At 63.3% G+C, this 21,420-nt stretch carries 23 protein-coding genes; 13 read left to right on the top strand and 10 right to left on the bottom strand.

Features of this window, described 5'->3' with window-relative positions; translation table 11 throughout:
• Nucleotides 1-22: 22 nt before the first annotated feature.
• A complete protein-coding gene (ppk2, locus tag LB564_RS00115; protein ID WP_140706935.1) occupies nt 23-943 on the bottom strand; it encodes a polyphosphate kinase 2 in 921 nt (306 codons plus the stop codon).
• Between the two features lie 279 nt (nt 944-1,222).
• On the opposite strand from ppk2, the gene LB564_RS00110 reads away from it, so the two are divergent.
• Entirely contained in the window at nt 1,223-2,266 is a 1,044-nt protein-coding gene (locus tag LB564_RS00110) for an aldo/keto reductase (protein WP_224534237.1), read from the top strand.
• A gap of 38 nt (nt 2,267-2,304) precedes the next feature.
• On the opposite strand, the gene LB564_RS00105 is transcribed toward LB564_RS00110, so the two are convergent.
• Both LB564_RS00105 and LB564_RS00100 read right to left on the bottom strand, forming a co-directional pair.
• Entirely contained in the window at nt 2,305-3,276 is a 972-nt protein-coding gene (locus tag LB564_RS00105) for a glycosyl transferase family 90 (protein WP_224534236.1), read from the bottom strand.
• Nucleotides 3,277-3,393: 117 nt separating this feature from the next.
• Nucleotides 3,394-4,365, bottom strand: coding sequence for a glycosyl transferase family 90 (locus tag LB564_RS00100; protein ID WP_224534235.1), 972 nt, complete (start codon nt 4,363-4,365; stop codon nt 3,394-3,396).
• Between the two features lie 200 nt (nt 4,366-4,565).
• On the opposite strand from LB564_RS00100, the gene LB564_RS00095 reads away from it, so the two are divergent.
• A complete protein-coding gene (locus LB564_RS00095) occupies nt 4,566-4,712 on the top strand; it encodes a hypothetical protein (protein ID WP_140706943.1) in 147 nt (48 codons plus the stop codon).
• Nucleotides 4,713-4,783: 71 nt separating this feature from the next.
• On the opposite strand, the gene LB564_RS00090 is transcribed toward LB564_RS00095, so the two are convergent.
• Both LB564_RS00090 and LB564_RS00085 read right to left on the bottom strand, forming a co-directional pair.
• The gene (locus LB564_RS00090) at nt 4,784-5,017 is read right to left on the bottom strand and encodes a DUF982 domain-containing protein (protein WP_246677546.1); all 234 of its coding nucleotides are present in this window, start codon (nt 5,015-5,017) and stop codon (nt 4,784-4,786) included.
• Between the two features lie 120 nt (nt 5,018-5,137).
• Nucleotides 5,138-5,803, bottom strand: coding sequence for a GntR family transcriptional regulator (locus LB564_RS00085; RefSeq protein ID WP_224534234.1), 666 nt, complete (start codon nt 5,801-5,803; stop codon nt 5,138-5,140).
• Between the two features lie 115 nt (nt 5,804-5,918).
• Here LB564_RS00085 and LB564_RS00080 point away from each other — a divergent pair, with 115 nt between their 5' ends.
• Together LB564_RS00080 and LB564_RS00075 are read left to right on the top strand one after the other, a co-directional pair.
• Nucleotides 5,919-7,172, top strand: a complete 1,254-nt coding sequence (locus LB564_RS00080) for a multidrug efflux MFS transporter (protein ID WP_224534233.1) — start codon at nt 5,919-5,921, stop codon at nt 7,170-7,172.
• Between the two features lie 37 nt (nt 7,173-7,209).
• Nucleotides 7,210-7,575 carry a DUF423 domain-containing protein gene (locus tag LB564_RS00075; protein ID WP_224534232.1) on the top strand — a complete coding sequence of 122 codons (366 nt, stop codon included), beginning with the start codon at nt 7,210-7,212 and terminating at the stop codon, nt 7,573-7,575.
• Nucleotides 7,576-7,588: 13 nt separating this feature from the next.
• Here LB564_RS00075 and LB564_RS00070 read toward each other — a convergent pair whose 3' ends face one another.
• Together LB564_RS00070 and LB564_RS00065 are read right to left on the bottom strand one after the other, a co-directional pair.
• Nucleotides 7,589-7,738 (bottom strand): hypothetical protein, encoded by a 150-nt coding sequence (locus LB564_RS00070; RefSeq protein WP_224534231.1) that lies wholly within the window; start codon nt 7,736-7,738, stop codon nt 7,589-7,591.
• A 58-nt stretch (nt 7,739-7,796) separates the two neighbouring features.
• The gene (locus LB564_RS00065; RefSeq protein WP_224534230.1) at nt 7,797-7,940 is read right to left on the bottom strand and encodes a hypothetical protein; all 144 of its coding nucleotides are present in this window, start codon (nt 7,938-7,940) and stop codon (nt 7,797-7,799) included.
• Between the two features lie 164 nt (nt 7,941-8,104).
• Here LB564_RS00065 and LB564_RS00060 point away from each other — a divergent pair, with 164 nt between their 5' ends.
• Nucleotides 8,105-9,181, top strand: a complete 1,077-nt coding sequence (locus tag LB564_RS00060; RefSeq protein WP_224534228.1) for a substrate-binding domain-containing protein — start codon at nt 8,105-8,107, stop codon at nt 9,179-9,181.
• A 19-nt stretch (nt 9,182-9,200) separates the two neighbouring features.
• Here the strand turns inward: LB564_RS00060 and LB564_RS00055 are convergent, their stop codons facing one another.
• Nucleotides 9,201-10,400: an OpgC family protein gene (locus LB564_RS00055; RefSeq protein WP_224534227.1), complete on the bottom strand. Its 1,200-nt coding sequence runs from the start codon at nt 10,398-10,400 to the stop codon at nt 9,201-9,203.
• Nucleotides 10,401-10,600: 200 nt separating this feature from the next.
• On the opposite strand from LB564_RS00055, the gene LB564_RS00050 reads away from it, so the two are divergent.
• The 5 genes from LB564_RS00050 to LB564_RS00030 all read left to right on the top strand — a co-directional run bounded on the left by LB564_RS00050 (nt 10,601) and on the right by LB564_RS00030 (nt 15,788).
• Nucleotides 10,601-11,281 (top strand): alpha/beta hydrolase, encoded by a 681-nt coding sequence (locus LB564_RS00050; protein WP_224534224.1) that lies wholly within the window; start codon nt 10,601-10,603, stop codon nt 11,279-11,281.
• A 112-nt stretch (nt 11,282-11,393) separates the two neighbouring features.
• Entirely contained in the window at nt 11,394-12,473 is a 1,080-nt protein-coding gene (locus LB564_RS00045; protein WP_224534222.1) for a toxic anion resistance protein, read from the top strand.
• Between the two features lie 11 nt (nt 12,474-12,484).
• Entirely contained in the window at nt 12,485-14,056 is a 1,572-nt protein-coding gene (locus tag LB564_RS00040) for a substrate-binding domain-containing protein (RefSeq protein WP_224534220.1), read from the top strand.
• A gap of 11 nt (nt 14,057-14,067) precedes the next feature.
• Complete coding sequence (locus tag LB564_RS00035; RefSeq protein WP_224534218.1) at nt 14,068-14,682, top strand: 5-bromo-4-chloroindolyl phosphate hydrolysis family protein; 615 nt, start codon at nt 14,068-14,070, stop codon at nt 14,680-14,682.
• Entirely contained in the window at nt 14,682-15,788 is a 1,107-nt protein-coding gene (locus tag LB564_RS00030) for a substrate-binding domain-containing protein (protein WP_224534215.1), read from the top strand. The genes LB564_RS00035 and LB564_RS00030 overlap by 1 nt, the downstream gene beginning before the upstream one ends.
• A 2-nt stretch (nt 15,789-15,790) precedes the next feature.
• Here LB564_RS00030 and sthA read toward each other — a convergent pair whose 3' ends face one another.
• The gene (sthA, locus tag LB564_RS00025) at nt 15,791-17,179 is read right to left on the bottom strand and encodes a Si-specific NAD(P)(+) transhydrogenase (RefSeq protein WP_224534213.1); all 1,389 of its coding nucleotides are present in this window, start codon (nt 17,177-17,179) and stop codon (nt 15,791-15,793) included.
• Between the two features lie 211 nt (nt 17,180-17,390).
• Here sthA and LB564_RS00020 point away from each other — a divergent pair, with 211 nt between their 5' ends.
• The 3 genes from LB564_RS00020 to LB564_RS00010 all read left to right on the top strand — a co-directional run bounded on the left by LB564_RS00020 (nt 17,391) and on the right by LB564_RS00010 (nt 19,790).
• Nucleotides 17,391-17,861 (top strand): RDD family protein, encoded by a 471-nt coding sequence (locus tag LB564_RS00020; protein WP_224534211.1) that lies wholly within the window; start codon nt 17,391-17,393, stop codon nt 17,859-17,861.
• Between the two features lie 139 nt (nt 17,862-18,000).
• Nucleotides 18,001-18,759: an arginyltransferase gene (locus tag LB564_RS00015; RefSeq protein ID WP_140706970.1), complete on the top strand. Its 759-nt coding sequence runs from the start codon at nt 18,001-18,003 to the stop codon at nt 18,757-18,759.
• Between the two features lie 134 nt (nt 18,760-18,893).
• On the top strand, nt 18,894-19,790 hold the full coding sequence (locus LB564_RS00010) for a DMT family transporter (RefSeq protein WP_140706972.1): 897 nt from the start codon (nt 18,894-18,896) through the stop codon (nt 19,788-19,790).
• 9 nt (nt 19,791-19,799) lie between these two features.
• Here LB564_RS00010 and LB564_RS00005 read toward each other — a convergent pair whose 3' ends face one another.
• Nucleotides 19,800-21,014, bottom strand: coding sequence for an AI-2E family transporter (locus LB564_RS00005; RefSeq protein WP_224534210.1), 1,215 nt, complete (start codon nt 21,012-21,014; stop codon nt 19,800-19,802).
• Between the last annotated feature and the right edge of the window lie 406 nt (nt 21,015-21,420).

The raw sequence follows: 21,420 nt of genomic DNA, 5'->3' as shown, positions 1-21,420 counted from the left end.
GTGACGGGGAGAAGGGAACGTCTCAATATTTCTCCGGCACGTAGAGTTCGCGCGGCAGGACCTGGCGCTCATATTCCGGGTTGAAGACGCGCTCGGGCAGCGTGATCTCCTCATGCGGCACCTCTTCATACGGCATCTGCTTGAGCAGATGATCGATGCAGTTCAGCCGCGCGCGCTTCTTGTCGTTGCCCTCGACAATGTACCAGGGCGCCTCCGGGATGTTGGTGCGGGCGAAGGTCTCTTCCTTGGCCTTGGTGTACTGTTCCCAACGCACGCGCGACTGCAGGTCCATGGGCGACAGTTTCCATTGCTTCATCGGGTCGTGGATGCGCATCAGGAAGCGCATCTGCTGTTCCTCGTCGGTGATCGAGAACCAGTATTTGACCACGGTGACGCCGGACCGCACCAGCATGCGCTCGAACTCCGGCACGTCGTGGAAGAACTCCTCGACCTGATCGGGGCTGGCAAAGCCCATCACCCGCTCGACGCCGGAACGATTGTACCAGGAGCGGTCGAACAGCACGATCTCGCCGCCCGCCGGCAGATGCGGAACGTAGCGCTGGAAATACCATTGCGACTTCTCACGTTCTGTCGGTGCCGGCAACGCGACGACGCGGCAGATACGCGGATTGAGCCGCTGGGTGATGCGCTTGATGACACCGCCCTTGCCGGCGGAATCGCGGCCCTCGAAAATCACCACCAGTTTTTTCTTGTGATAGGCGACCCAGGATTGCAGCTTGATCAATTCGGACTGCAAGGAGATCAGATCGCGAAAATATTGCATGCGATCGATCGAAGGCGGGTGCGAGTTCTTGTAGATCTTGGCGATCTCCAGCGACAGCGCCGGTTCCGACATTTCGAGTTCATAATCTTCGTCGAGCGTGTCGGCGAGTTCGGCTTCAAGCCAGTCCTTGGCAGGGGAATTCTGTCTTAGCTCGGTCATATCAACTGCTCCGCTTGCAAGCCTGTCGGTTCCCTGTGGCGTCCCCAAATTGCCCGCCGGCGGCTGGAATGGAACACCTGAGCCGACTTCAATATAGACCGGCGGTGACGGTTTTATTGCAGCCCACGCGCTATTGCCGCCGTTGCTGATTCCGCGATGTATGATCGATCCACCGTCGATGCCTGGCGACAAGCCGACTGAATTGTCCTACAAATGCACGGTCACATTCCGGGCCGCCCTTTCGCGGCGCCCCAACTCAACACAATCGCGAGGACTGACATGGAATACCGCACCCTTGGCCGTTCCGGCCTGAAGGTTTCGACACTGACGCTTGGTACCATGACCTTCGGCGGCACCGGGCCGTTCGCCGCGGTCGGCAACAGCGATCTGGTCGAAGCGAAGCGGATGATCGACATGTGCATCGACGCCGGCATCAACCTCATCGACACCGCGAATGTCTATTCGAACGGCCTGTCCGAGGAGATCATCGGGGAGGCGCTCGGCGGCAAGCGCAAGAACGATGTGCTGATCGCGTCCAAGGCGCGGATGCGCATCGGCAAGGGTCCGAACGACGAGGGCCTGTCGCGTTACCATATCATCCGCGAGTGCGAGAGAAGCCTGAAGCGGCTGAAGACCGATGTCATCGACATCTATTTCGTCCACCAGTGGGACGGCCTCACCCCGATCGAGGAAACCGTTGCCGCGCTCGACACTTTGGTCAGCCAGGGCAAGGTGCGCTACATCGGCTGCTCCAACTATTCCGGCTGGCAGGTGATGAAGGCGCTTTCCATCAGCGACAGCCGCCACCAGCAACGCTTCGTCACCCAGCAGATCCACTATACGCTGGAAGCGCGCGAGGCCGAGTACGAACTGCTGCCGATCTCGGTTGACCAGGGGCTGGGCGTGCTGGTCTGGAGTCCACTCGCCGGCGGCCTGCTGTCCGGCAAATACCGCAGCGACAGTCCAACCGCCCGCCAGCTTGCCGGCTGGTCCGAGCCGCCGATCCGCGACGAGGACCGACTGTGGCGGATTGTCGATGTGCTGGTCGAGATCGGCAGGGACCGAGGCGTATCGGCGGCGCAAGTGGCGCTTGCCTGGCTGCTCGGCCGGCCCGCCGTCTCCTCGCTGGTGATTGGCGCTCGCAACGACGTCCAGCTCAAGGACAATCTCGCGGCGGCCGCCCTGGAGCTCGGCACCGAGGAACGCCAGCGTCTCGACGCCGTCAGCCGGCCACCCCTGCTCTACCCCTACTGGCACCAGCAACTGACGGCAAAGGATCGCTTCGGCCTCGCCGACCTTGTTCTCGACCGCAGCGATATCTGACCAGCGATATCTGACCAGCATCAGGCCGAAAGCGAGAGCTAGTTCTCGATGAACCGCCAGACCTCGGGATCGGGTTCGATCTGGCCGCCGAGCACGAAATATTTGTAGAGGACGAGCAGGGAGATCGCCTGCTCGTCCCGTTCGTTGAAGAATTTGCGGCAATAAGCATTGGCCGCCGCGATGATGCGCTCGGCCGCCGCCGGGTGCGCTTCGAAATATCGCACTTTTTCGCCGAGATCGGCAAAACCGGGGTCGAGCGCCACATAGTGGACACCGGCCTCGAGCTGGCTCTCGCCAAACCATGTCTCGTAGGTCGGCGGCGGCATCAGACAGAGCGAGTTGGAATTCATGATCCATTTGAGGTTGGTCGCCACGTCATTGCCCTCCAACGAGACGATGTAGCGATAGCGCAGGTGCTGGCTGATGCTGAGGAAGGGCTTGCTGTACTTGGCCGGCGCACTTCGCTTGTGCGAGCCAACGTCGCAGAACGGCAAGTCACGCGTGGCATCCAGGAACCGTGTCCTGATGGGATTGTTGAGGTCGCCGCGCCAGACCACCACCGGGCGTTTGTCGGCGAAGGCGACAGCGTCGACCGGCATGTGGTAGTGGCGGAACTTGTTGAACTTCATGATGACGGCGTTGCGGTTGTCGGCGTGGATCGGCCGATCCTTGACGAGCGTCGGCAGCTTGGGCACGCCTTTGACGTCGCCGAACTTCAGGTCGACGAGCAATGATGGATCGAAGTAGCGGGCAAATTCCCTCAGGTCGTAATAGTACATGGTCGGTTCAAACGGTATCTTGTCGATGCGCACCGCATCCGGGCCCGGCGTAAAAGCGTCCCGCAGCTTGTTGTAGTCATTCAGGCGACGGCGCACGGCCTCATCCGAGAGCCTGGCCTGTTCGAGGCGACCCGCCAACCGCCGTCGGAAGATCGCCTGGGGTGCCATGTCGCGCATGACGTTGCGCGCATAGTAGAAAACCCTTGCCGTCGTTCGTTGTATGGTGGCCATCGTTCCCCTGCCCAAAACAAGCGCCGCTGAACAGACAACAGCGGGATGGTTCCCGCGGCATGGTTGCGCGCCATTGGGCCACGCATTCCGGCAGTGTCCGAACGGCGCGCCCCGCACCTAGCCCGTTATATAGCGCCACACCTCGGGATCAGGTTTGATCTGGCCCGAGAGCACGAAGTATTTATACAGCACCAGCAGGGAGATCGCCTGTTCCGTCCGCTCGTCGTCGAACGTCCGGCAATAGGCGTTCGCGGCCGCGATGATGCGCTCCGCGCTCCCTGGATTCCGCTCGAAATAGGCCACATGGTCCGCGATGTCCGAGAAATTCGCTTCGAGCGGCACATAGTGGACATTGGCTTCGAGCTGCCGTTCCGCGAACCAGGTCTCGTAAGTCGGCGGCGGCATCATGCAAAGCGACTTCGAATTCATGATCCATTTGAGATTGGTCGCCACGTCATTGCCCTCGAGCGAGACGACGTAACGGTAGCGCTGGTGCTGGCGGATGCTGAGAAAAGGCTTGGCGTATTCCGCCGGGGCGTTCGGCTTGTGCGAGCCTGCGTCACAGAACGGCAGGTCGCGCACGGCCTCGAGGAATCTTGTCCTGATCGGATTGTTGAGATCGCCGCGCCAGACCACGGTCGGCAGCTTGTCGGCGAACGAGAGGGCATCAGCCGGCATCTGGAAGTGACGAAACTTGTCGAGCTTCATGATGACCGCGTTCTGGTCGCCCTCGCGGATTGGCCTGTCCTTGACGATCGTGGGCACCTTCGGCACGTTCGCGACGTCGCCGAATTCCAGGTCGATGAGCAATCCGGGATCGAAGTAGCGGGCGAATTCCTTCAGGTCGTAATAGTACATGGTCGGCGTGAAAGGCAGCTTGCTGATGCGCTTGGCATTGGCGCTAGGCGCGAAGCCGTCTTGCAGCTTGTTGTAGTAATTCAGCCTGCGGCGCGCCGCCTCGCCGGAAAGCCTGGCGCTTTCGAGACGGCCAGCCAGCCTGGCGCGAAACAGAACTTGCGGGGCGATATCGCGCGCGACGTTTCTCGCATAGTAGAAAACTCTTGCTGCGGTCCGCGAAATGGTGGCCATCGGTCACTTGAACAAAAACAAAAAGCAGATCTCAATTCATTGCCGCCCCGCCTGTCCTACATCATTGTGGCGCCCATCTGGCAAGCCCCGCATCTCTTCGACGGCCGGCACCCACGCATTGTCGCTTCGGCTGTTGTGTTTGACGGCTAATGCTCCTAGGCAGGTCTCAGGGCCGCAAGGCAGTGACAAAAGGAGCCGATATGGCGCGAGCACCAAACTACGATCAGGAACGCAAGGAGCGCGACCGCCAGAAAGCGGCCAAGAAGGCTGAAAAGCTGGCCGCCAAGGTTGCCGCGCGCGAACGTACGAAGCCCGAGGCCGAAACCGAGACCGAAACCGAGGAGTAACGGCATGCGGCCCGCGAATGCGGGCCGTACCGCGAATCCAAATTGGCCAGCCCCAAATTGCCCGGCTTATGTCAGGCTGGCGCCTTGTCGCTGATGAAAACATCCACCTCCCTCGCCGCGGCGATGAAAGCGCGTCGGGCATTCATCGCCGGCTTGTCGCCGGCAAGCGCGTCGTGGCAAGCCTGCAGCGCCGCGCGATGCTTGGCGCTGCGCTTGCCGGGCCAGTTGTTGAGGAGGTAGTCGGAAGCCTCCCTTGCCGTACGCAAGAGCTGAGTGCTTCCCGCCGTGACGGATTTGACGGTCACGGGTGTTTCAAACCGGTTGTTTTCCATCGCCGCTCTTACGCCATCGGCTTGCTTGAAGCGAGGCCCAAAGTGCGCCTCGCCTCAGACGCCGCCTTTTTTTCCAACCAGCGCCCCGCCACGCTAGGCGGAGACGACGGCAAATCCCCTGGCGCGAAGGCCACGTCGGTCGTTGGCGAGCGACGTCACCAATCGGTCGCGGCTGCCGACGATATGGGCCGACAGCAGCCGCGCGGCTTCATCACCCTCACCAAGGCGCGTGGCGGCAAGGATGGCGCGATGTTCCAGCCAGGCACGGCCAAGGGCCGTTTCGTCACGCACCTCCAGCCAGCGCGCGCGCGACAGGCGCGTCATGGCATCACGAACCGCCCGGAACAGGAATTCATTGCCGGAGAGGCGCGCCAACTCGATGTGGAAATCCATGCCGACACGATGCCATTCCTCCCGCGCGGTGTTTTCGTCGCAGGAATCGAGCATCGCCTCGATGATATCGATGGCACCCTTCTCGGCTTGCTTGCATGTCAGCCGCAGCGCCGCGACCTCGACCGCTTCGCGATAGACGGCGATCTGCTCGAGTTCGGCGAGGTTGATGGGCGACACCGTCCAGCCGCGCCCGTCCCTGCCGACAAGCCCCTCGGTCTCCAGCCGCAGCAGTGCCGCCCTGACCGGCGTGCGTGAGGCGCCGAACTGGCCTTCGATCCAGCGTTCGGTCAGTTTTTCGCCGGGACCGATCTCGAGCCCCAGGATCATTTCGCGAAGCTGCCGTTCGACATTCTGCATCTGCGACATCGCACATCCTTTTCGAAGCCGCATTGACAGCGGCCGGCTTGAAGTTCATGACGGATACCAATTTGGTATCCCAAAATGGTATCCGCAACAAGCGCCGATACCGGGCAGGCAGGACATGGCACAGGAAGACACAGGGCAAGGCGGCTACAACATCCATTGGCGTCGCAATCTCGCCGTCTGTTTCGCGGGTTCGTTCAGCACGCTCATCGCCATGACCCTGCTCCTGCCCTTCCTGCCGCTCTATGTCGAACAGCTCGGCGCACAGGGTCATGCCGCCATCGTGCAGTGGTCGGGTATCGCTTATGGCGCCACCTTCTTCGCCGCCGCAATGGTCGCGCCGCTGTGGGGACGCCTGGGCGACCGCTACGGGCGCAAGGTGATGCTGGTGCGCGCTTCCTTCGGCATGGCGATCTGCATGTCGCTGACGGGCATGGTCGAGACCGTCTGGCAGTTGGTGCTGCTGCGGCTGCTGATCGGCTTTGCCGGCGGCTATTCCTCCGGCTCGACCATACTGGTGGCCATGCAGACGCCGAAGGAGCGCTCCGGCTGGGCGCTCGGGGTCCTGTCGGCGGGCATTACGGCGGGCTCGCTGGTCGGCCCCCTGCTCGGCGGCGCGCTGCCCCCGGTGATCGGCATTCGCGCCACCTTTCTGTTGTCGGGCGGGGTGATCTTCCTCGCCTTCCTGGCGACGACCTTCCTCATCAAGGAGAACCCGCGCCCGCAAGCAGCCAGGACGGCCTCAACAGCGAAGCCGAAGAGCGGCTGGTCGCAGATTCCCGACAAGCGCCCTGTCGTGGCCATGCTGGTGACGGGGATGCTGCTCGCCTTCGCCACAATGTCGATCGAGCCGATCATCACCGTCTATGTGCAGCAGCTGATCGAGGACCAGAGCCGGGTGACGCTCGTCGCCGGCGTGGTGATGTCGGCGGCCGCGCTGGGCACCATCCTGTCGGCGTCCTGGCTCGGCAAGCTCGCGGACCGGGTCGGGCACTGGAACGTTGTCGTGGGAGCCTTGGCCGCCTCGGCACTGCTGCTCATCCCCCAGGCTTTTGTGACCAATAGCTGGCAGCTTATCGGCCTGCGTTTCCTGATGGGCCTGGCCTTGGGCGGCCTGCTGCCTTGCATCACCAGCGTCATCAGGCACAACATCCCCGACGGCGTCGGCGGCAACGTGCTTGGCCTGGCGATCTCGGCGCAATATGTCGGGCAGGTCGCGGGGCCGTTGTCCGGCGGTTTTGTCGGCGGCCATTTCGGCATGCCGGCGGTGTTTCTCGGCACGTCGGTGCTGATGGCGGGCGGCGCGGTCTACAACTGGATTGTCCAGTCGCGGCGGACACGGCATATGGCGCTGGAAGCGGGCAAGCCTTGAGGCTTGACTGACCTACCAAGGAAGGAACATGCCTATCATGAACCTCGCTGATACAAACGGCAGCCGCCTCCTCGTGCTTGCCGGCGGTCTCGTCGGCGCGGCGGGCGTGGCGCTTTCGGCGGCGGCCGCGCATCGCGGCGGCGCTTTCACCGGCACGGCCGCGTCGTTCCTCCTGATGCATGCACCGGTGTTTCTCGCCATTGGCCTTGCCGGTGCAAACCGCTGGCTGCGCATCGCAAGCCTGATTCTGCTCGCCGGGCTGCTGCTCTTCGCGGGCGATCTCCTCGCCCGCGATTTCTGGGGATCACGACTGTTTCCGATGTCGGCGCCAATCGGCGGCACCCTGCTCATCGCAGGCTGGCTGGCGATAGCAATCTCCGCCATTGCACGTTCACGCGCCTAAACGCCCGGAAGGCTCAATCCTGGCGGCGTTCCGAACGGGCCCAAAGGACGCGGCTGCGTGCGGCGGGTTTTGTCCGGCGCCGCGCGTCCGGCCGCTCGGTGGCCGGCGCGATGCCCCAGTAGTTGCGATAGATGTCCTCGAACAAATGGTTGATGGGATGCATGACTCATGCTCCTTCTCTTGAATCGATTCAATAAATGGGCGCGGAAAGAGCCGGCTGATCAGCTCCGCTTGCGCTCCACCAGGAAGCGGAGGTCGCGAATCCATGGACCCGACTCACCACGCCGTCTCGCTTTGTTGGCGAACGGGCCGATGTTCCAGACGTTGCGATAGATGTCATCGAACAGATAGTTGACGGGATGCATGGCGGCTCCTCCCTCTGGATCATTCAGCGGCAAAGCATACGAGTTGGATCGATTCAAACATAAGACCGGGATTGCCGCCGGTCAAGCAAAATTTGAATCGATCCAACGAAAGTGCTAGATGCGACCCGGGAACGTGCTACATGCATGTCAGGAGGCACGCGCAAATGGCGTCACTCACCGCAGGCAATCGACGACCCGTCCGGCTGGCCGACATCGCCAAGGCCGCCGGTGTTTCGCACGGCACCGCCTCTAATGTCTTCAGCCGCCCCGAGATCGTGCGCGAGGAAGTCCGCGAACGGGTTCGCGCGGCCGCCGAGGCCATGGGTTATGGCGGGCCCGATCCAAAGGGCCGGCTGCTGCGGGCCGGCAAGGTCAACGCCATCGGCGTTGCCACCGCCGAGCCCCTCTCCTATTTCTTCGAGGATCCGTTCGCGCGCGTCATGATGGCGGGCATCTCGCGGGCCTGCGATGCGACGGGAGCCGGGATCTCCTTGGTCTCGGCCGCCAACAACGAGCAGCTTGCCTGGAACATCCAAAGCGCGCTGGTCGACGGCTTCATCGTCTTCTGCATCGAAGGCGGCTCGCGCCTGGTGGAGTTGGCACGGGAGCGCAGACTGCCCTTTGTCGCGCTCGACCTCGACTCCGAGGACGGCTCTGTCGCGGCGATCGGCGTCGACAACATCGCCGGCGCCGGCAGGGCGGCGCGCCATCTCACCGATCTAGGACATCGTCGATTCGCTGTTCTGGCCCTGCCTTTCGCAGACGGCAGAACAGGTCTCGTGTCAGCCGAGCAGATTCGGGTCGCGGCCTATGCGGGAACCCGCGACCGCCTCACCGGCTATCTCCAGGAGCTTTCCAGGGTAGGCGTGGAGGCATCCAAAGTGCCCGTCTATGAAACCGCCAACGACGTCGCCAGCACGAAGGCTGGGCTCGAAACCATCTTCGCCGCCGACGCGCCGCCGACCGCCATCCTGGCCATGTCGGACAGGATGGCCCTGGTGGCGCTCGAATGGCTGAACGCACGCGGGCTCAACGTGCCCAACGATGTTTCGGTGGTCGGGTTCGACGGTGTTCCCGAAGCAGCGGTGTCCGAGCCGCCTTTGACCACGATCGCCCAGCCGATCGCCGAGATGGGCCGCCTCGCGGTCAAGGCGATCCTGGAGAGCGACGGGCCGGTCAGCCGGCACCAACTGCCGGTCGAACTGATCGTGCGGGCCTCGTCGGCCCCTCCCCGAGGTTGAACCGCACGGCCCCGAACCGCTATCGATTGGCTCTTGCCACCGCGGAGAGGCCGAAAGGCGCACGAACCGGTGCGGGATCCTTTTGCGTCGTGCGGGCCTTGCCCGAGCCGCCGATGGTCGACAGCCATTCGAGATAAAAGGCGAGCGCGAACTGCATGGCGATGCCGGCCGCTATCAGCAGGCTGTCATAGACGAACCCGCCCGGATTGATCAGCCTCATCACCTGCGCGACCATGGCGATCACCGTGCCGGCGATGAACACCGGCAGCGATCGTTTGCCCAGTATCGCCAGCGGATGGTCGGGGCTGGTGCGGAACAGGCCGGAGAGCGCCGGCAGGGCGACGACGAGATAGCTGACCGCCAGGATGTGCAACAGCCGCGGCAGCGACAGGAAAGTCTTGTCGAAGCCGCCGATCACCACCGGCAGGTTGAACCAGGTTATCTGGCCCCAGAGCGGGCTATGCACCCATACCAGCGCCGCCAGCACATAGGCCACGGCCGCGCCGACCAGCCAGCGGTTGACCGGAATGACACCGCCGCGCCTGACATGCAGCATGGCGGCAAGGCCGATGTTGAACAGGAACTGCCAGGACAGCGGGTTGAGGAACCAGAAGCCGGGCTCGGGATAATTGGGCGGCGCGATCTGCCAGATGCCGGCGACGAGCCACAACGCACCGGACGCGACAAGCGCCGCGATAGGCCTGTAGCTGACGAACAGGACGAAGGCCGGCGCCATCAAAAGCAGCGCCGCATAGACCGGCAGGATGTTGTTGTAGCCAAGCTGGTGGCCGAGCGTGACGATGCCGACCAGCACTTGCGGCGTGTTCTTCATCAGCGGTTCGATGTTGATGAGCGTCAGCATTTCCGGCCGCCTGGCAAACACCGCCACGGCGCAGAACAGCGCCATCACCACCATCGTCGTGACGATATGGGCAACGTAGAGCACACCGGCCCGCCGCCACATCTTCAGGGTCGCCAGAAGCCGGCCACCCGGTCTGAACTTGGCGCCGTAGGCGAGCGCGACCGAGATGCCGGATATCAGCACGAAGGCCTCGGCCGCGTCCGAGAAGCCGAAATTCTTGTAGGTCAGCGTCTCGAAAGCCGTGCCCGGCACATGGTCGATGAAGATGGTGAGCAGCGCCAAGGCGCGCAGTACATCGATACGCGTGTCGCGTTCGGGGATACGCAAATTGCGATCCGGCAAAACAGGGGTGGTCATCGACAAAAGGCCTCAAAGCTGGTTGTTCATGTCCAGCAATGCGACCCCGACGCACCGCTTCGATTCCTCCCACGGGGAGTATATCGGCGCAGAAACGGGCTGGAATGCGCCTGGTTCAATCAACTTTCGCGGAGCAAGAAAATATTGCGTTTTGAAGCCGGCAAATTCAGCGAAACCTCATATAATCAAAGGGATCCGAGATGATTGGCGACAATGCCGAAAACGGCGCGCTGACGCTGGATCTGGCCTTTCCCTATCGTGTTCTCGGCACCGGCGAAAAAAGCCGGGATTGCCTGTTCGTGCTACATGGATCGGGCGTCGACGAGACAAGCATGATGGAGCTGGCAAGGCGCATGGCACGCGATGCATTGCTGGTCGCGGTGCGTGGTCGTGTTCCCCAGGAGGAAGGTTTTCGCTGGTTCGAGCGAATCACGCCGACGCGTTTCGATCAAGACAGCATCCGTACCGAAACCGCCGCCTTCGCGGCATTCGCAAGGGATGCCGCCGCGCGCCATGGGCTTGATCTCGATCGCGCGACATTCCTTGGTTATTCTAACGGCGCCAATCTGGTTTCGAGCCTGATGCTGCTCCATCCCGGCATTGTCCGCGGGGCGGTGCTGCTGAGGCCCATGCCGGTGCTCGACCAAGTGCCTTCGACGGACCTTGCGGGAACACGGACGCTCATCATTGCTGGAGCCGCCGACGAGACCTATGGGCCCTTCGCGCCGGCGCTGGTGACGCTGCTCAGCCGGCACGGTAGCGAGATCGACGCCCGCATCGTTCCATCGGGCCATGAAATCGGAGAGCCGGACGCGGCGATCGTCGGGCAATGGCTGGGCGGATCCGGGGCCGAGAAAGGGCCCGTGGAACCCATGGCCTGAAAAATAGCGTTTATTTACCGCCTTGGCGGCCCCATCTTCCATTGTCCACAGCGGCGACATACCTCTGTTACATACTGGCTATCGAGATACTGTTCACTGAGGGGAGGTCCGCATGACCGACAAGAACAGCGTCACTCTGCTCGACGATACGTCGCAATTGCCTGCAATCGTGGCCAGTCCCGCCGAAATCGCCCGAATTGAAGACACGATCGACGTGCGCGACCGCGCCGCCATCTCGGTCTTCGGCGACCGGGCCCAGCAGGCGGTCAGCGACTATGCCGACAAGATATTGTCCCAGTTGCGCAACCGCGACCTCGGCGACACCGGCGATCTCCTGACCGACATCATCATGAAGGCCAAGAATCTCGATCCGGCCTCGCTGAAGGACCAGGGTTTCCTCAGCGGCCTGTTTTCCTCCTTCAAGGCACGGCTCGAGCGCTTCAAGGAGAAGTACGAGGACGTGGCGGGACAGATTGACCGCATCGGCCTCGAACTCGACCGTCACAAGGACACGCTGCGGCGCGACATAGCCGTGCTCGACGACCTGCATGAGCAGACCAAGGGGTCCATCCTCAAGCTCGACGCCTATGTGCAGGCCGGCAAGAAATTCGTCGACGACTACCGCGCCAACGAGTTGCCGAAGCTGAAGGCCGCGGCGGATTCGGCGAGCGGCGACACCGGAGGCACGCTGGAGGCACAAACCTATCAGGACGCCGTGCAGGCGCTGGACCGGCTGGAAAAACGCATCTTCTACCTGGTGCAGGCGCGTCAGCTCGGTATCCAGCAATTGCCGCAGATCCGCATCGTGCAGTCCGGCGACGAGACGCTGATCGAGAACCTGCAGGCGACCTCGGCACTGACCGTGCCGGCCTGGAAGCAGAAGATGGTCATCCTGCTTGGCCTGACCAACCAGAAGTCGGCGCTCGAACTGCAAAAGACGGTGACCGACGCCACCAACGAGATGATCCGCCAGACGTCGAAAATGATGAAGGATCAGGCCATCTCGGTCGAGGAACAGGCGCAGCGCGGCATCGTCGATGTCGAAACGCTGGCGCAGGCCAATCGCGACCTCATCGACACGGTGCAAGGCGTGCTCAAGGTCCAGCAGGAGGGCCGCCAGAAGCGGGCCGACGCCGAAAAGCAGATGGACCAGATGACGCTCGACTTGAAGAAAGCGCTGACCCAGGCCTGATCGGAACCGCCATGCCGAAGACGCTGACGTCCGTTCTCCTGCTCGCCTTCGCGGTGCTGCTGGCGGCCTGCAATTCGAGCCATGTCAAATTCTCGATCGTCTCCGGTTCGGAAAACACGGTGCTGGAACCGATCGTGCAGGAATTCTGCGCCAAGCAAGGGGCGACCTGCACCATTTCCTATCAAGGCTCGCTCGATATCGGGCTTGGCCTGCAGAAACCTGGCGGCCTCGACCAGGACGCGGTTTGGCCCGCCTCCAGCGTCTGGGTCGATCTGTTCGACAGTGGCCGCAAGGTGCGCAACCTGACCTCGATCGCGCAGATGCCGGTCATCCTGGGCGTACGCAAATCCAGGGCCGCGGAACTGGGCTGGGTCGGCAAGCCGGTGTTCATGAAGGACATCCTGGCCGCCGTGAAGGACGGCAAGCTCAAATTCCTGATGACGTCGGCGACGCAGTCCAATTCCGGCGCCAGCGCCTACCTCGCCATGCTGTCGAGCGCGCTTGGCGGCAAGGAAGTGATCGAGCCGGGCGATCTCGACAATCCCGCCGTGCACGATACCGTCAGTGCCCTGCTGCAAGGCGTCGAACGCTCGTCCGGCTCGTCGGGCTGGCTCGCCGACCTCTATGTCGACAGCGCCGGCAAGGGCACCGTCTACGATGCGATGTGGAACTACGAGGCGACGCTGAAGGAGACCAACGACAAACTGAAGCAGATGGGCAAGGAGCCGCTCTATGCCATCTATCCGGCCGACGGCGTCGCTGTCGGCGACTCGCCGCTCGGTTTCATCGACCACGGTCGCGGAGCCGATGTCGAAAAATTCTTCACCGATCTGCTCGCCTACCTGCAGTCGGACGCGGTGCGCAAACGCATCGCCGACACCGGCCGGCGGCTGCCGCTCGGCGGCGCGGCCATCCAGGCCGCCGCCGAGGCGGATTGGAACTTCGATCCCGGCAAGCTGGTGACGTCGATCCGCATGCCGGAGCCGGCCGTGATCCGCAAGGCGCTCGATCTTTACCAGGAGGCCTTGCGCAAGCCTTCGCTGACGGCGCTGTGCTTCGATTTTTCCGGCTCGATGGAGGAACAGGGCGAGAAACAGTTGCAGGCGGCCGCGCAATTCCTGTTCACGCCGGAGAAGGCGAGCGAGGTTCTGGTGCAGTGGACGCCGTCCGACCGCATCTTCGTGTTGCCTTTCGACGCCGTGGTGCGCGACACGTTCGAGGCGAGCGGCGACGCGGCGGGCCAGAGCGAACTGCTGGCGGACGTTGCCCAGCAGCGCGCCGGCGGCGGCACCGACATGTACGCCTGCGCCGACCAGGCGCTGCGGAAGATCGTGGCCACCGCGGATCTTTCGAAATACCTGCCGGCCATTGTCATCATGACCGATGGCCGCACGGACGGAGGTGCGGACCTGTTTCTCACTCACTGGCGCAGCGCCCCAGTGCGCGTGCCGGTCTTCGGCGTCACCTTCGGCGACGCCGACAAGAGCCAGCTCGACAGCCTCGCCAAGGCGACCTCGGCGCGCGTCTTCGACGGCAGCGGCGATCTGGCCGGCGCCTTCCGCGCCGCGCGCGGCTACAATTAGAGACTGCCGGGATGCGCGGCTTCGGCAATGACTGGAACTGGATCGTGGCAGGCGCCGTCTCGGCCGCACTCCTCCTGGGGCTGAGCTTCTACACCCATTTCCCGTTTCTGGTGTCGGCCGTCATCGCAGCGCTCGTCTTTGCCGGGCTGGTGTTCGTGCTGGCGCCGCGCCAGCTTTTCGAGGGGCTCGACCTCACCACGCTCAGCGGCAGCAAGGTGGCCTTCGCCCGCGAACTGCTGGCGCAGGCGCAGCCAGCCGCGGACCGGCTGTCGGCAGCGGCCGGGTCGATCGGCGACAAGGACATGAAGGCCAAGGTGAAGAACCTGTCCGACATCGCCGCCGATGTGATTGCCAAGGTCGAGACGAAGCCGGAAACCGCGCCCTCGGTGCGGCGTTTCCTCACCTACTACGTGCCCCAGGCGGCGGAAGTGGCGGAAGGATACGCGACGCTGGCCAACCGGCGCGCACCGAGCCAGGCCAGGCTTGCCAATGTCGGCGCGGTGATCACCAAACTGCAGGATGCTTTCGTGCATTACGCCGACAGCCTGGCCGATAGCGAACTCGGCACGCTCGACGTCGACCTGCGACTCATTCAGGAGTCGCTGAAAGAGGATATCGGACGCTGATGGCCATTTCGCGCCGCGCTTTCGGACTGGGTCTGCTGGGTGCCGCCGCTGCCGGCACCGGCGGCTATCTGACGCTGAAGGATCGTCCCGAGTTCCGCGGCTATCTCGGCAACAAGGCGCATCTGTTCGGTTTCATCGGTGGCGAGAAGCAGGCATTTCTGGCCGATCCCGATGTCGTTCATGCGCTTGGAGGCTACGGGCTGGAGCTTGACGCACGTGTCGCCGGTTCGGTGGAGATGGTGCGCGAGCCGGCCCTGCTTGGTCAAAAGCCGCAATTCCTGTGGCCCTCCTCATCGATCATGGTCGACCTTGCGCGCAAGAACGGCGTCTCCATCCGCAACGACCAGGTGGTGCTCAACTCGCCGATCGTCGTCTACACCTGGGGGCCGGTGGTAGAAGGGTTGAAGAAGAGCGGCCTGGTCACGGTCGCCGCCAAGGGCGGCTACAACCAGCTCGATCTCAAGGCTCTGCTCGACGCCATCCTGGCCGGCAAGAACTGGTCCGATCTCGGCATCGACGAGCTTTATGGCCGTGCCCGCATCGTCTCGACCGATCCCAATCGCTCCAACTCCGGCTTCATGTTCGCAGGACTGGTGCTGAGCCTGATGAGCGGCGACGTGGCGACCCAGGAACTGCTTGCCCAGCATGGCGACCAGGCCAAGGCGATCTTCCGCGGCATGGGCCTGAAGTCGTCATCCTCGGGAAAGCTGTTCGACCAGTATATCGCCGGCGGTCTTGGCGCCGAGCCGATGGTGGTGGGCTACGAAAACCAGCTGGTCGAGTGGGCGCTCGCCGACCCGGCGCGCTGGCAAAGGGTGCAGGCCGGCGCCGGCGCCAAGCCCGAAATCCTCTACCCCAGGCCGACGGTCTACTCGGCGCATCCGCTGATCGTCATCGATCCGGCGGTCGACAGGTTGCTGGAGGCGCTGACAAGCCCGAAGCTGCAGGAGCTTGCGTGGTCGAAGCATGGTTTTCGCGGACCGCTCGGCACCGTGGCAGGTGATGCCGACGCCATCGCCGGCGTGCGGCCGGCGGAAATCGAGGCGGTGCTGCCGATGCCGTCGGCCGATGTCATGCTGGCGTTGCTCGCCCAGATGGAGGGGTAACCTTACCCCCGCCCCATCCGGTTCCAGGCGTCCAGCCCGGCGATCTTGTAGGCCTCCGCCAGGGTCGGATAGTTGAAGGTGTTGTTGACGAAGAAGTCGACAGTGCCGCCGAGATTGATGACCGCCTGGCCGATGTGAATGAGTTCGGTGGCGCCCTCGCCGACGATGTGCGCGCCGAGCAGGCGCCGCGTGTCGATCGAGAACAACAGCTTCAGGAAGCCGGTGTCGACGCCCATGATGTGGCCGCGCGATGTCTCGCGGAAACGCGCCACGCCGACCTCGTAGGCGCCGCCGCTTTGGCGCACCTGCTCCTCGGACTGGCCGACCGTCGAGATCTCCGGCACGGCATAGATGCCATAGGGGAATGTTTCCGGCGGCGGTGGCAAGGTCACGCCAAAGGCATGGCAGGCGGCCACCCTGCCCTGCTCCATCGAGGTGGAGGCGAGGCTCGGAAAGCCGATGACGTCGCCGGCGGCATAAATGTTGGGCACGCTGGTCTGAAAGGTCTGCGGATCTACCTTGATGCGGCCCCTGGAGTCGGCCTCGATGCCGACCACGTCTAAGCCGAGGCTGCCGACATTGCCGGTGCGGCCGGCGGCGTAGAGCACGACTTCGGAGCGGATGGTGCGGCCATCGGCCAGTTCCACCTCGGCGGCCTCCGGCTTGGAGCGGATTTCCTTGACCGCGCTGCCCAGCCTGATCGTCATGCCGCGATCCCGCATCTGGTGGATGAAATCGTCGACGATCTCGCGGTCGACGAAATCGAGGATCGAGTTGCGCGGCTCGACCAGCGTCACCGGTACGTCGAGCGCGGAAAAGATCGTGGCGTATTCGACGCCGATGACGCCAGCGCCGATCACCGTCAGCGTGCGCGGCAGGCGGTCGAGTTCAAGCATCTCGTCGCTGTCGAAGACACGGGCCTTGTCGAAGGGCACGTCGCGCGGCCGATGCGGCCGGGTGCCGACGGCGATCAGCGCATTGGCGAAGCCGACTTCGCTGTAGTCGCCATTATCCGATGTCAGGCTGACCTTGTTGGGGCCGAGAAATTTAACCGCCGCGCGTGCGCTCTTGACCGTGTTGCGCATGAACTGGTGCTGCAGCACCTCGACCTCGTGATCGAGCGTCTTGTGCAGGCGCTCGATCAGGTCGCCGACGGAAATATCCTGCTTGACCCGATAGCCGCGTCCATAGAAGCCGCGCTCGCGCCAGCCCGAAAGGTTGAGCACCGTTTCGCGCAGCGTTTTCGAGGGAATGGTGCCGGTGTGTACCGAGACGCCGCCAAGACGCCGGCCCCGGTCGACCACCAGCACCGATTTGCCGAGTTTGGCCGATTGCACCGCCGCGCGGCGGCCCGAAGGGCCGCTGCCTATGACCAGCATGTCGTAATCCATATGTCCCCGTCCCTGCCCCTCGGCGCCCATTTTGTTGCGCCGCAACAAGCTAACGCCATCCGCGCCGCGAATTCAACAGGCTCGGGCTGTCGGCCGTCTGGCCCCGCCGTGCGAGCCGGCGAAGGCCCGATCTTGATTCCGCCGCGAGCCTTCACCATTTCATCATCGAGCGGTCCGCACCCTATGTCGGACCCTGTTACGAGGAAATGACATGAACGCTCGCGTTCTCGACGGCGAAATCATCAACACCCGGCTCGACGATGTCAGGGCTTTCGAAGGCGTGCGCACGAGGCGCATCCTGGCCTTCCTGCTGGACTACCTCATCGTAGGCCTGTTGAGCATTCCGGTTGCCATCCTGGTGTTCTTCCTCGGGCTTTTGACGCTCGGCCTCGGCTGGATGCTGTTCGGCGTCCTGGTGCCGGCAGTCGCCATCCTCTACATCTGGAACACGCTGGGCAGCACCGACCAGGCCACTACTGGCATGAAGATGATGGGCATCCGCCTCGACCGTCTCGACGGCCGACCGATCGACGGCCTCACCGCTGTGGTCCATTCCGTGCTGTTCTGGGCGGGCAACGTCATCTTGTCGCCGCTGGTCCTGCTGGTCACCCTGTTTTCCGACCGCAAGCGCACACTGCACGATCTTTTGCTTGGCACGGTCGTCAGCCGTACTGACCGCTAAAACCGGCCCTCAAGAGAAGTCGCAGCCCCTTGAGCGCAAATGTGAAGGTGTTGAGTCGACCTCACCCTCACAATCCTGTTGAATTTTTCGCCGCCCGAGCCAAAGGTAGAGCGATTCGAAGGAGTGTTTCCAAGGCTCGATGACGCAGCATCCGACCCAGTCGCCGCAGTTCTTCCTGACCGCGCCGTCGCCGTGCCCCTACCTCGACGGCCAGTTCGAGCGCAAGGTGTTCACGCATCTGGTCGGCGAAAAGGCCTCGGAGATGAACGACCTGCTCACGCAAGGCGGCTTCCGGCGCTCGCAGAACATCGCCTACAGGCCCGCCTGCGAGACCTGCCGCGCCTGTGTATCGGTGCGCATCCTGGCCCAGGAGTTCACCGCCAGCCGCAACATGAAGCGCGTGCTGCAGCACAATTCCGACCTGGTCGGCGCCATGCACAATGCCGAGCCGTCGACCGAGCAATATTCGCTGTTTCGCGGCTATCTCGACGCCCGCCACCGCCGTGGCGGCATGTCCGACATGACGGTGCTCGACTACGCCATGATGGTCGAGGATACCCATGTCGACACCAAGGTGATCGAATACCGGCGGCGGGGGCCCGACACCTTCATCACCGGCAAGGGCCAGGGTGAACTTATCGCGGTGGCGCTCACCGACAAGATGGCCGACGGCCTGTCGATGGTCTATTCCTATTTCAATCCCGATTTCGAAAGCCGCTCGCTCGGCACGTTCATGATTCTCGACCATATCGCGCGCGCCAGGGCGATGGGGCTGCCCCATGTCTACCTCGGCTACTGGGTCAATGGTTCGCGCAAGATGAATTATAAGATGCGCTTCATGCCGCAGGAGCATCTCGGGCCAAAAGGCTGGGAGCGCTACACGAACGAAGCGGTCTGACGCCGAGTTTTCCCTCGATCCACGCTTAAACTGTTTCAAGACAGGGGATGCTGGTCTTTCAGCCGCTCGGCTGGAGAGAGTGCGCGCTTGCGCCGATCGGCCGCCGCCTGCAATTCAATTGCGAAAGTTCCTGCATGTCCTCTCACCACGATCACCAAAAGGGCCTTTTGATAACCGCCCTCGGCGGACTGATACTGACTGTCGACATACCGTTGATCCGCCTTGCGGATGGCGGCGCGTGGACGATCCTTTTGCTGCGCACCGGAACCACTTTCATCGCCGCGATGATCATCTGGTCGGTCTGGCGCACGCTGAGCCGCAATGCCCCGCCGCTCATCCCCGGCTGGGACGGGCTGATCGTGGCGATATGCTATGGGCTGACCTCGATCACCTTCGTCACCGCGGTCTTTCACACCTCGACCGCCGACCTGGTGTTCATCCTGGCCTTCAACACCGTGTTCGCGGCGCTGCTGTCGTGGATATTCCTGAAGGAGAGGCCGCAGTTGGTGACCATGGTGGCGATGCTGGTGATGATCCTCGGCGTGCTGGTCATCGTCGGCGGCTCGTTCGGCACCGGCAAGCTGTTCGGCGACTTCATGGCGCTGTGCTCGGCTTTCTTCATCGCGGTCGCCATCACCCTTTCGCGCGCCAGCGGCAAGGATATGGGCTTCACCTCGCTCATTGGCGTCCTTCTGCCGCTTGGGCTGGCCGCCTTCATGGTGACCGGCGAAGGCTTTCACGTGAACGCGCCATGGTGGATCGTCTTCAACGGCGCCGTCATCATGCCGATCTCGTTCTTCTGCCTCGCCGCCGGGCCGAAATACATTTCAGGACCGGAAGTGGCGATGTTCTACCTGCTCGAAACGGTGCTGGCGCCGATCTGGGTGTGGATGATCTTCGCCGAGACGCCGACCCGCAACAGCCTGGTCGGCGGCGGCATCCTGATCGTCACGCTGGTCGGCCATTCGCTCTGGCAGCTGCATGATGGACGCAAGCGCCGCAGCGACCTCGCGGTACACCATCCGGCGTAGAGGTCGGTATCAGGCGCTAGCCTTCTTCGCGGCACCAGGTTCCGGCAAGACATCGATCTGCCGGCCGGTTTCGATCTCGGCCGCCGACGTGGCGGCCGTCTCGTCGGCCAGTTCCACCTCGCGCAGCCATTCGCGCCAGATCGCGACCAGCAGCGCCATCAGCACCGGGCCGATGAACAGGCCGAGAAAACCCATCGTCTTGACGCCGCCGATCAGGCCGAAAAAGGTCGGCAGGAAGGGCAGTTTTATCGGCCCGCCGACAAGCTTCGGCCGCAGCGTCTTGTCGACGATGAACAGCTCGACCGTGCCCCATATGAACAGCGCCAGCCCCGGTATCGGCGAGCCGCTGGCGGCGAGGTAGATCGAGACCAGCGTGAAGGACAATGGCGCGCCGCCGGGGATGAGCGCCATCACGCCGGTCAGCGCGCCCAGCGTTACCGGTGACGGCACTCCGGCCAGCCAGTAAGCGATGCCCAGCACCAGGCCCTCGCCGATGGCGATCACGGTCATGCCGGTCACCGTCGAGGAAATGGTCGCCGGCACGACGCGCGAGATCCGCTCCCATCGGGTGGGCAGGATGCGTTCGCCGAGACGGTCGATCTGGCCGGCGAAATTCTCGCCGTCGCGATAGGCGAAAAACAGGGCGATCATCATGAACAGCAGGGTCAGGAAAAGGCTGAAGGCACTGCCGCCGGCGGCAAGCGCGCCGCGATAGATGCTGCCGATATTGGCGCCGCTGATCAGCTGGATCAACTCGCCGATGCCGCCAGGATGGCCGAGATTGGTCGTCCACTGCTCGTTCAGCCAATCGCCCACGATAGGCAGGGTCGCGATCCAGTGCGGTGTCGTGGCGCCGTGCCGGTTGGTCTCGATCGCCCAGCCGACCCATTCGCGCACCTCGTTGATGGCATAGGTGCCCGCAAGCGCGATCGGAATCACCAGGAAGGCGAGGATGAACAGGATGGCCAAGGTGGCGGCGATGGTGCGGTTGCCGCCAACGCCTGCAAGCATCCTCTGGTAGAGCGGCCAGCTGGCGAAGGCGATGACGAGGGCGGCCAGCACCGGGAACAGGAAACCGTGGAAGAAATAGACGCCGGCGGCAACGATCAGCACCAGCAGCCAGCGCGCCGCCGACAGCGGCGGAATGACGGCCGACCGAAGCGGCGTCGACAGCCCGAACAGGCGCTGCTGCCGTTCCGGTTTCTGGATTCGTGGTTCCTTCAAACGCCCTGTTCTCCCCGGCCCATCCGGTCAGTTATGCATTGATATAGTGCAGCAATCGTGACGATAGTCCAAATGGGATGGCAACGCCTCTTCCTTCTCCCCTTGTGGGCCCCGAAGGGCGGGCGAGGCCCGTGGCTCGCCCAGGCCGGTGGATCGGCGCGCAACGCCGAAACGGATGAGGGGTGTTCCAGCGGAGGGAGACGTTGGCGTTCCCTGGAACACCCCTCATCCGACCTCGCTTCGCGAGGCCACCTTCTCCCACAAGGGGCAGGGCTGTCCGGGGAAAATTATACATATTGGAAGCCCATCTGATTTGGGGAGGTCCACTGGGTTCGGCGGCTTGGATTGACTGGTGGCGGCTTGTTGATGGCCTGTACCGTCCGGCGCTCGAACAGGTATTGGGTGA

The organism is Mesorhizobium sp. ES1-6, from assembly GCF_020164775.1.
In the GTDB taxonomy this organism is placed as follows: Bacteria; Pseudomonadota; Alphaproteobacteria; order Rhizobiales; family Rhizobiaceae; genus Mesorhizobium.
The sequence above is the reverse complement of the archived record's forward strand: the minus strand, read 5'-3'. Positions and strand labels throughout refer to the sequence as shown.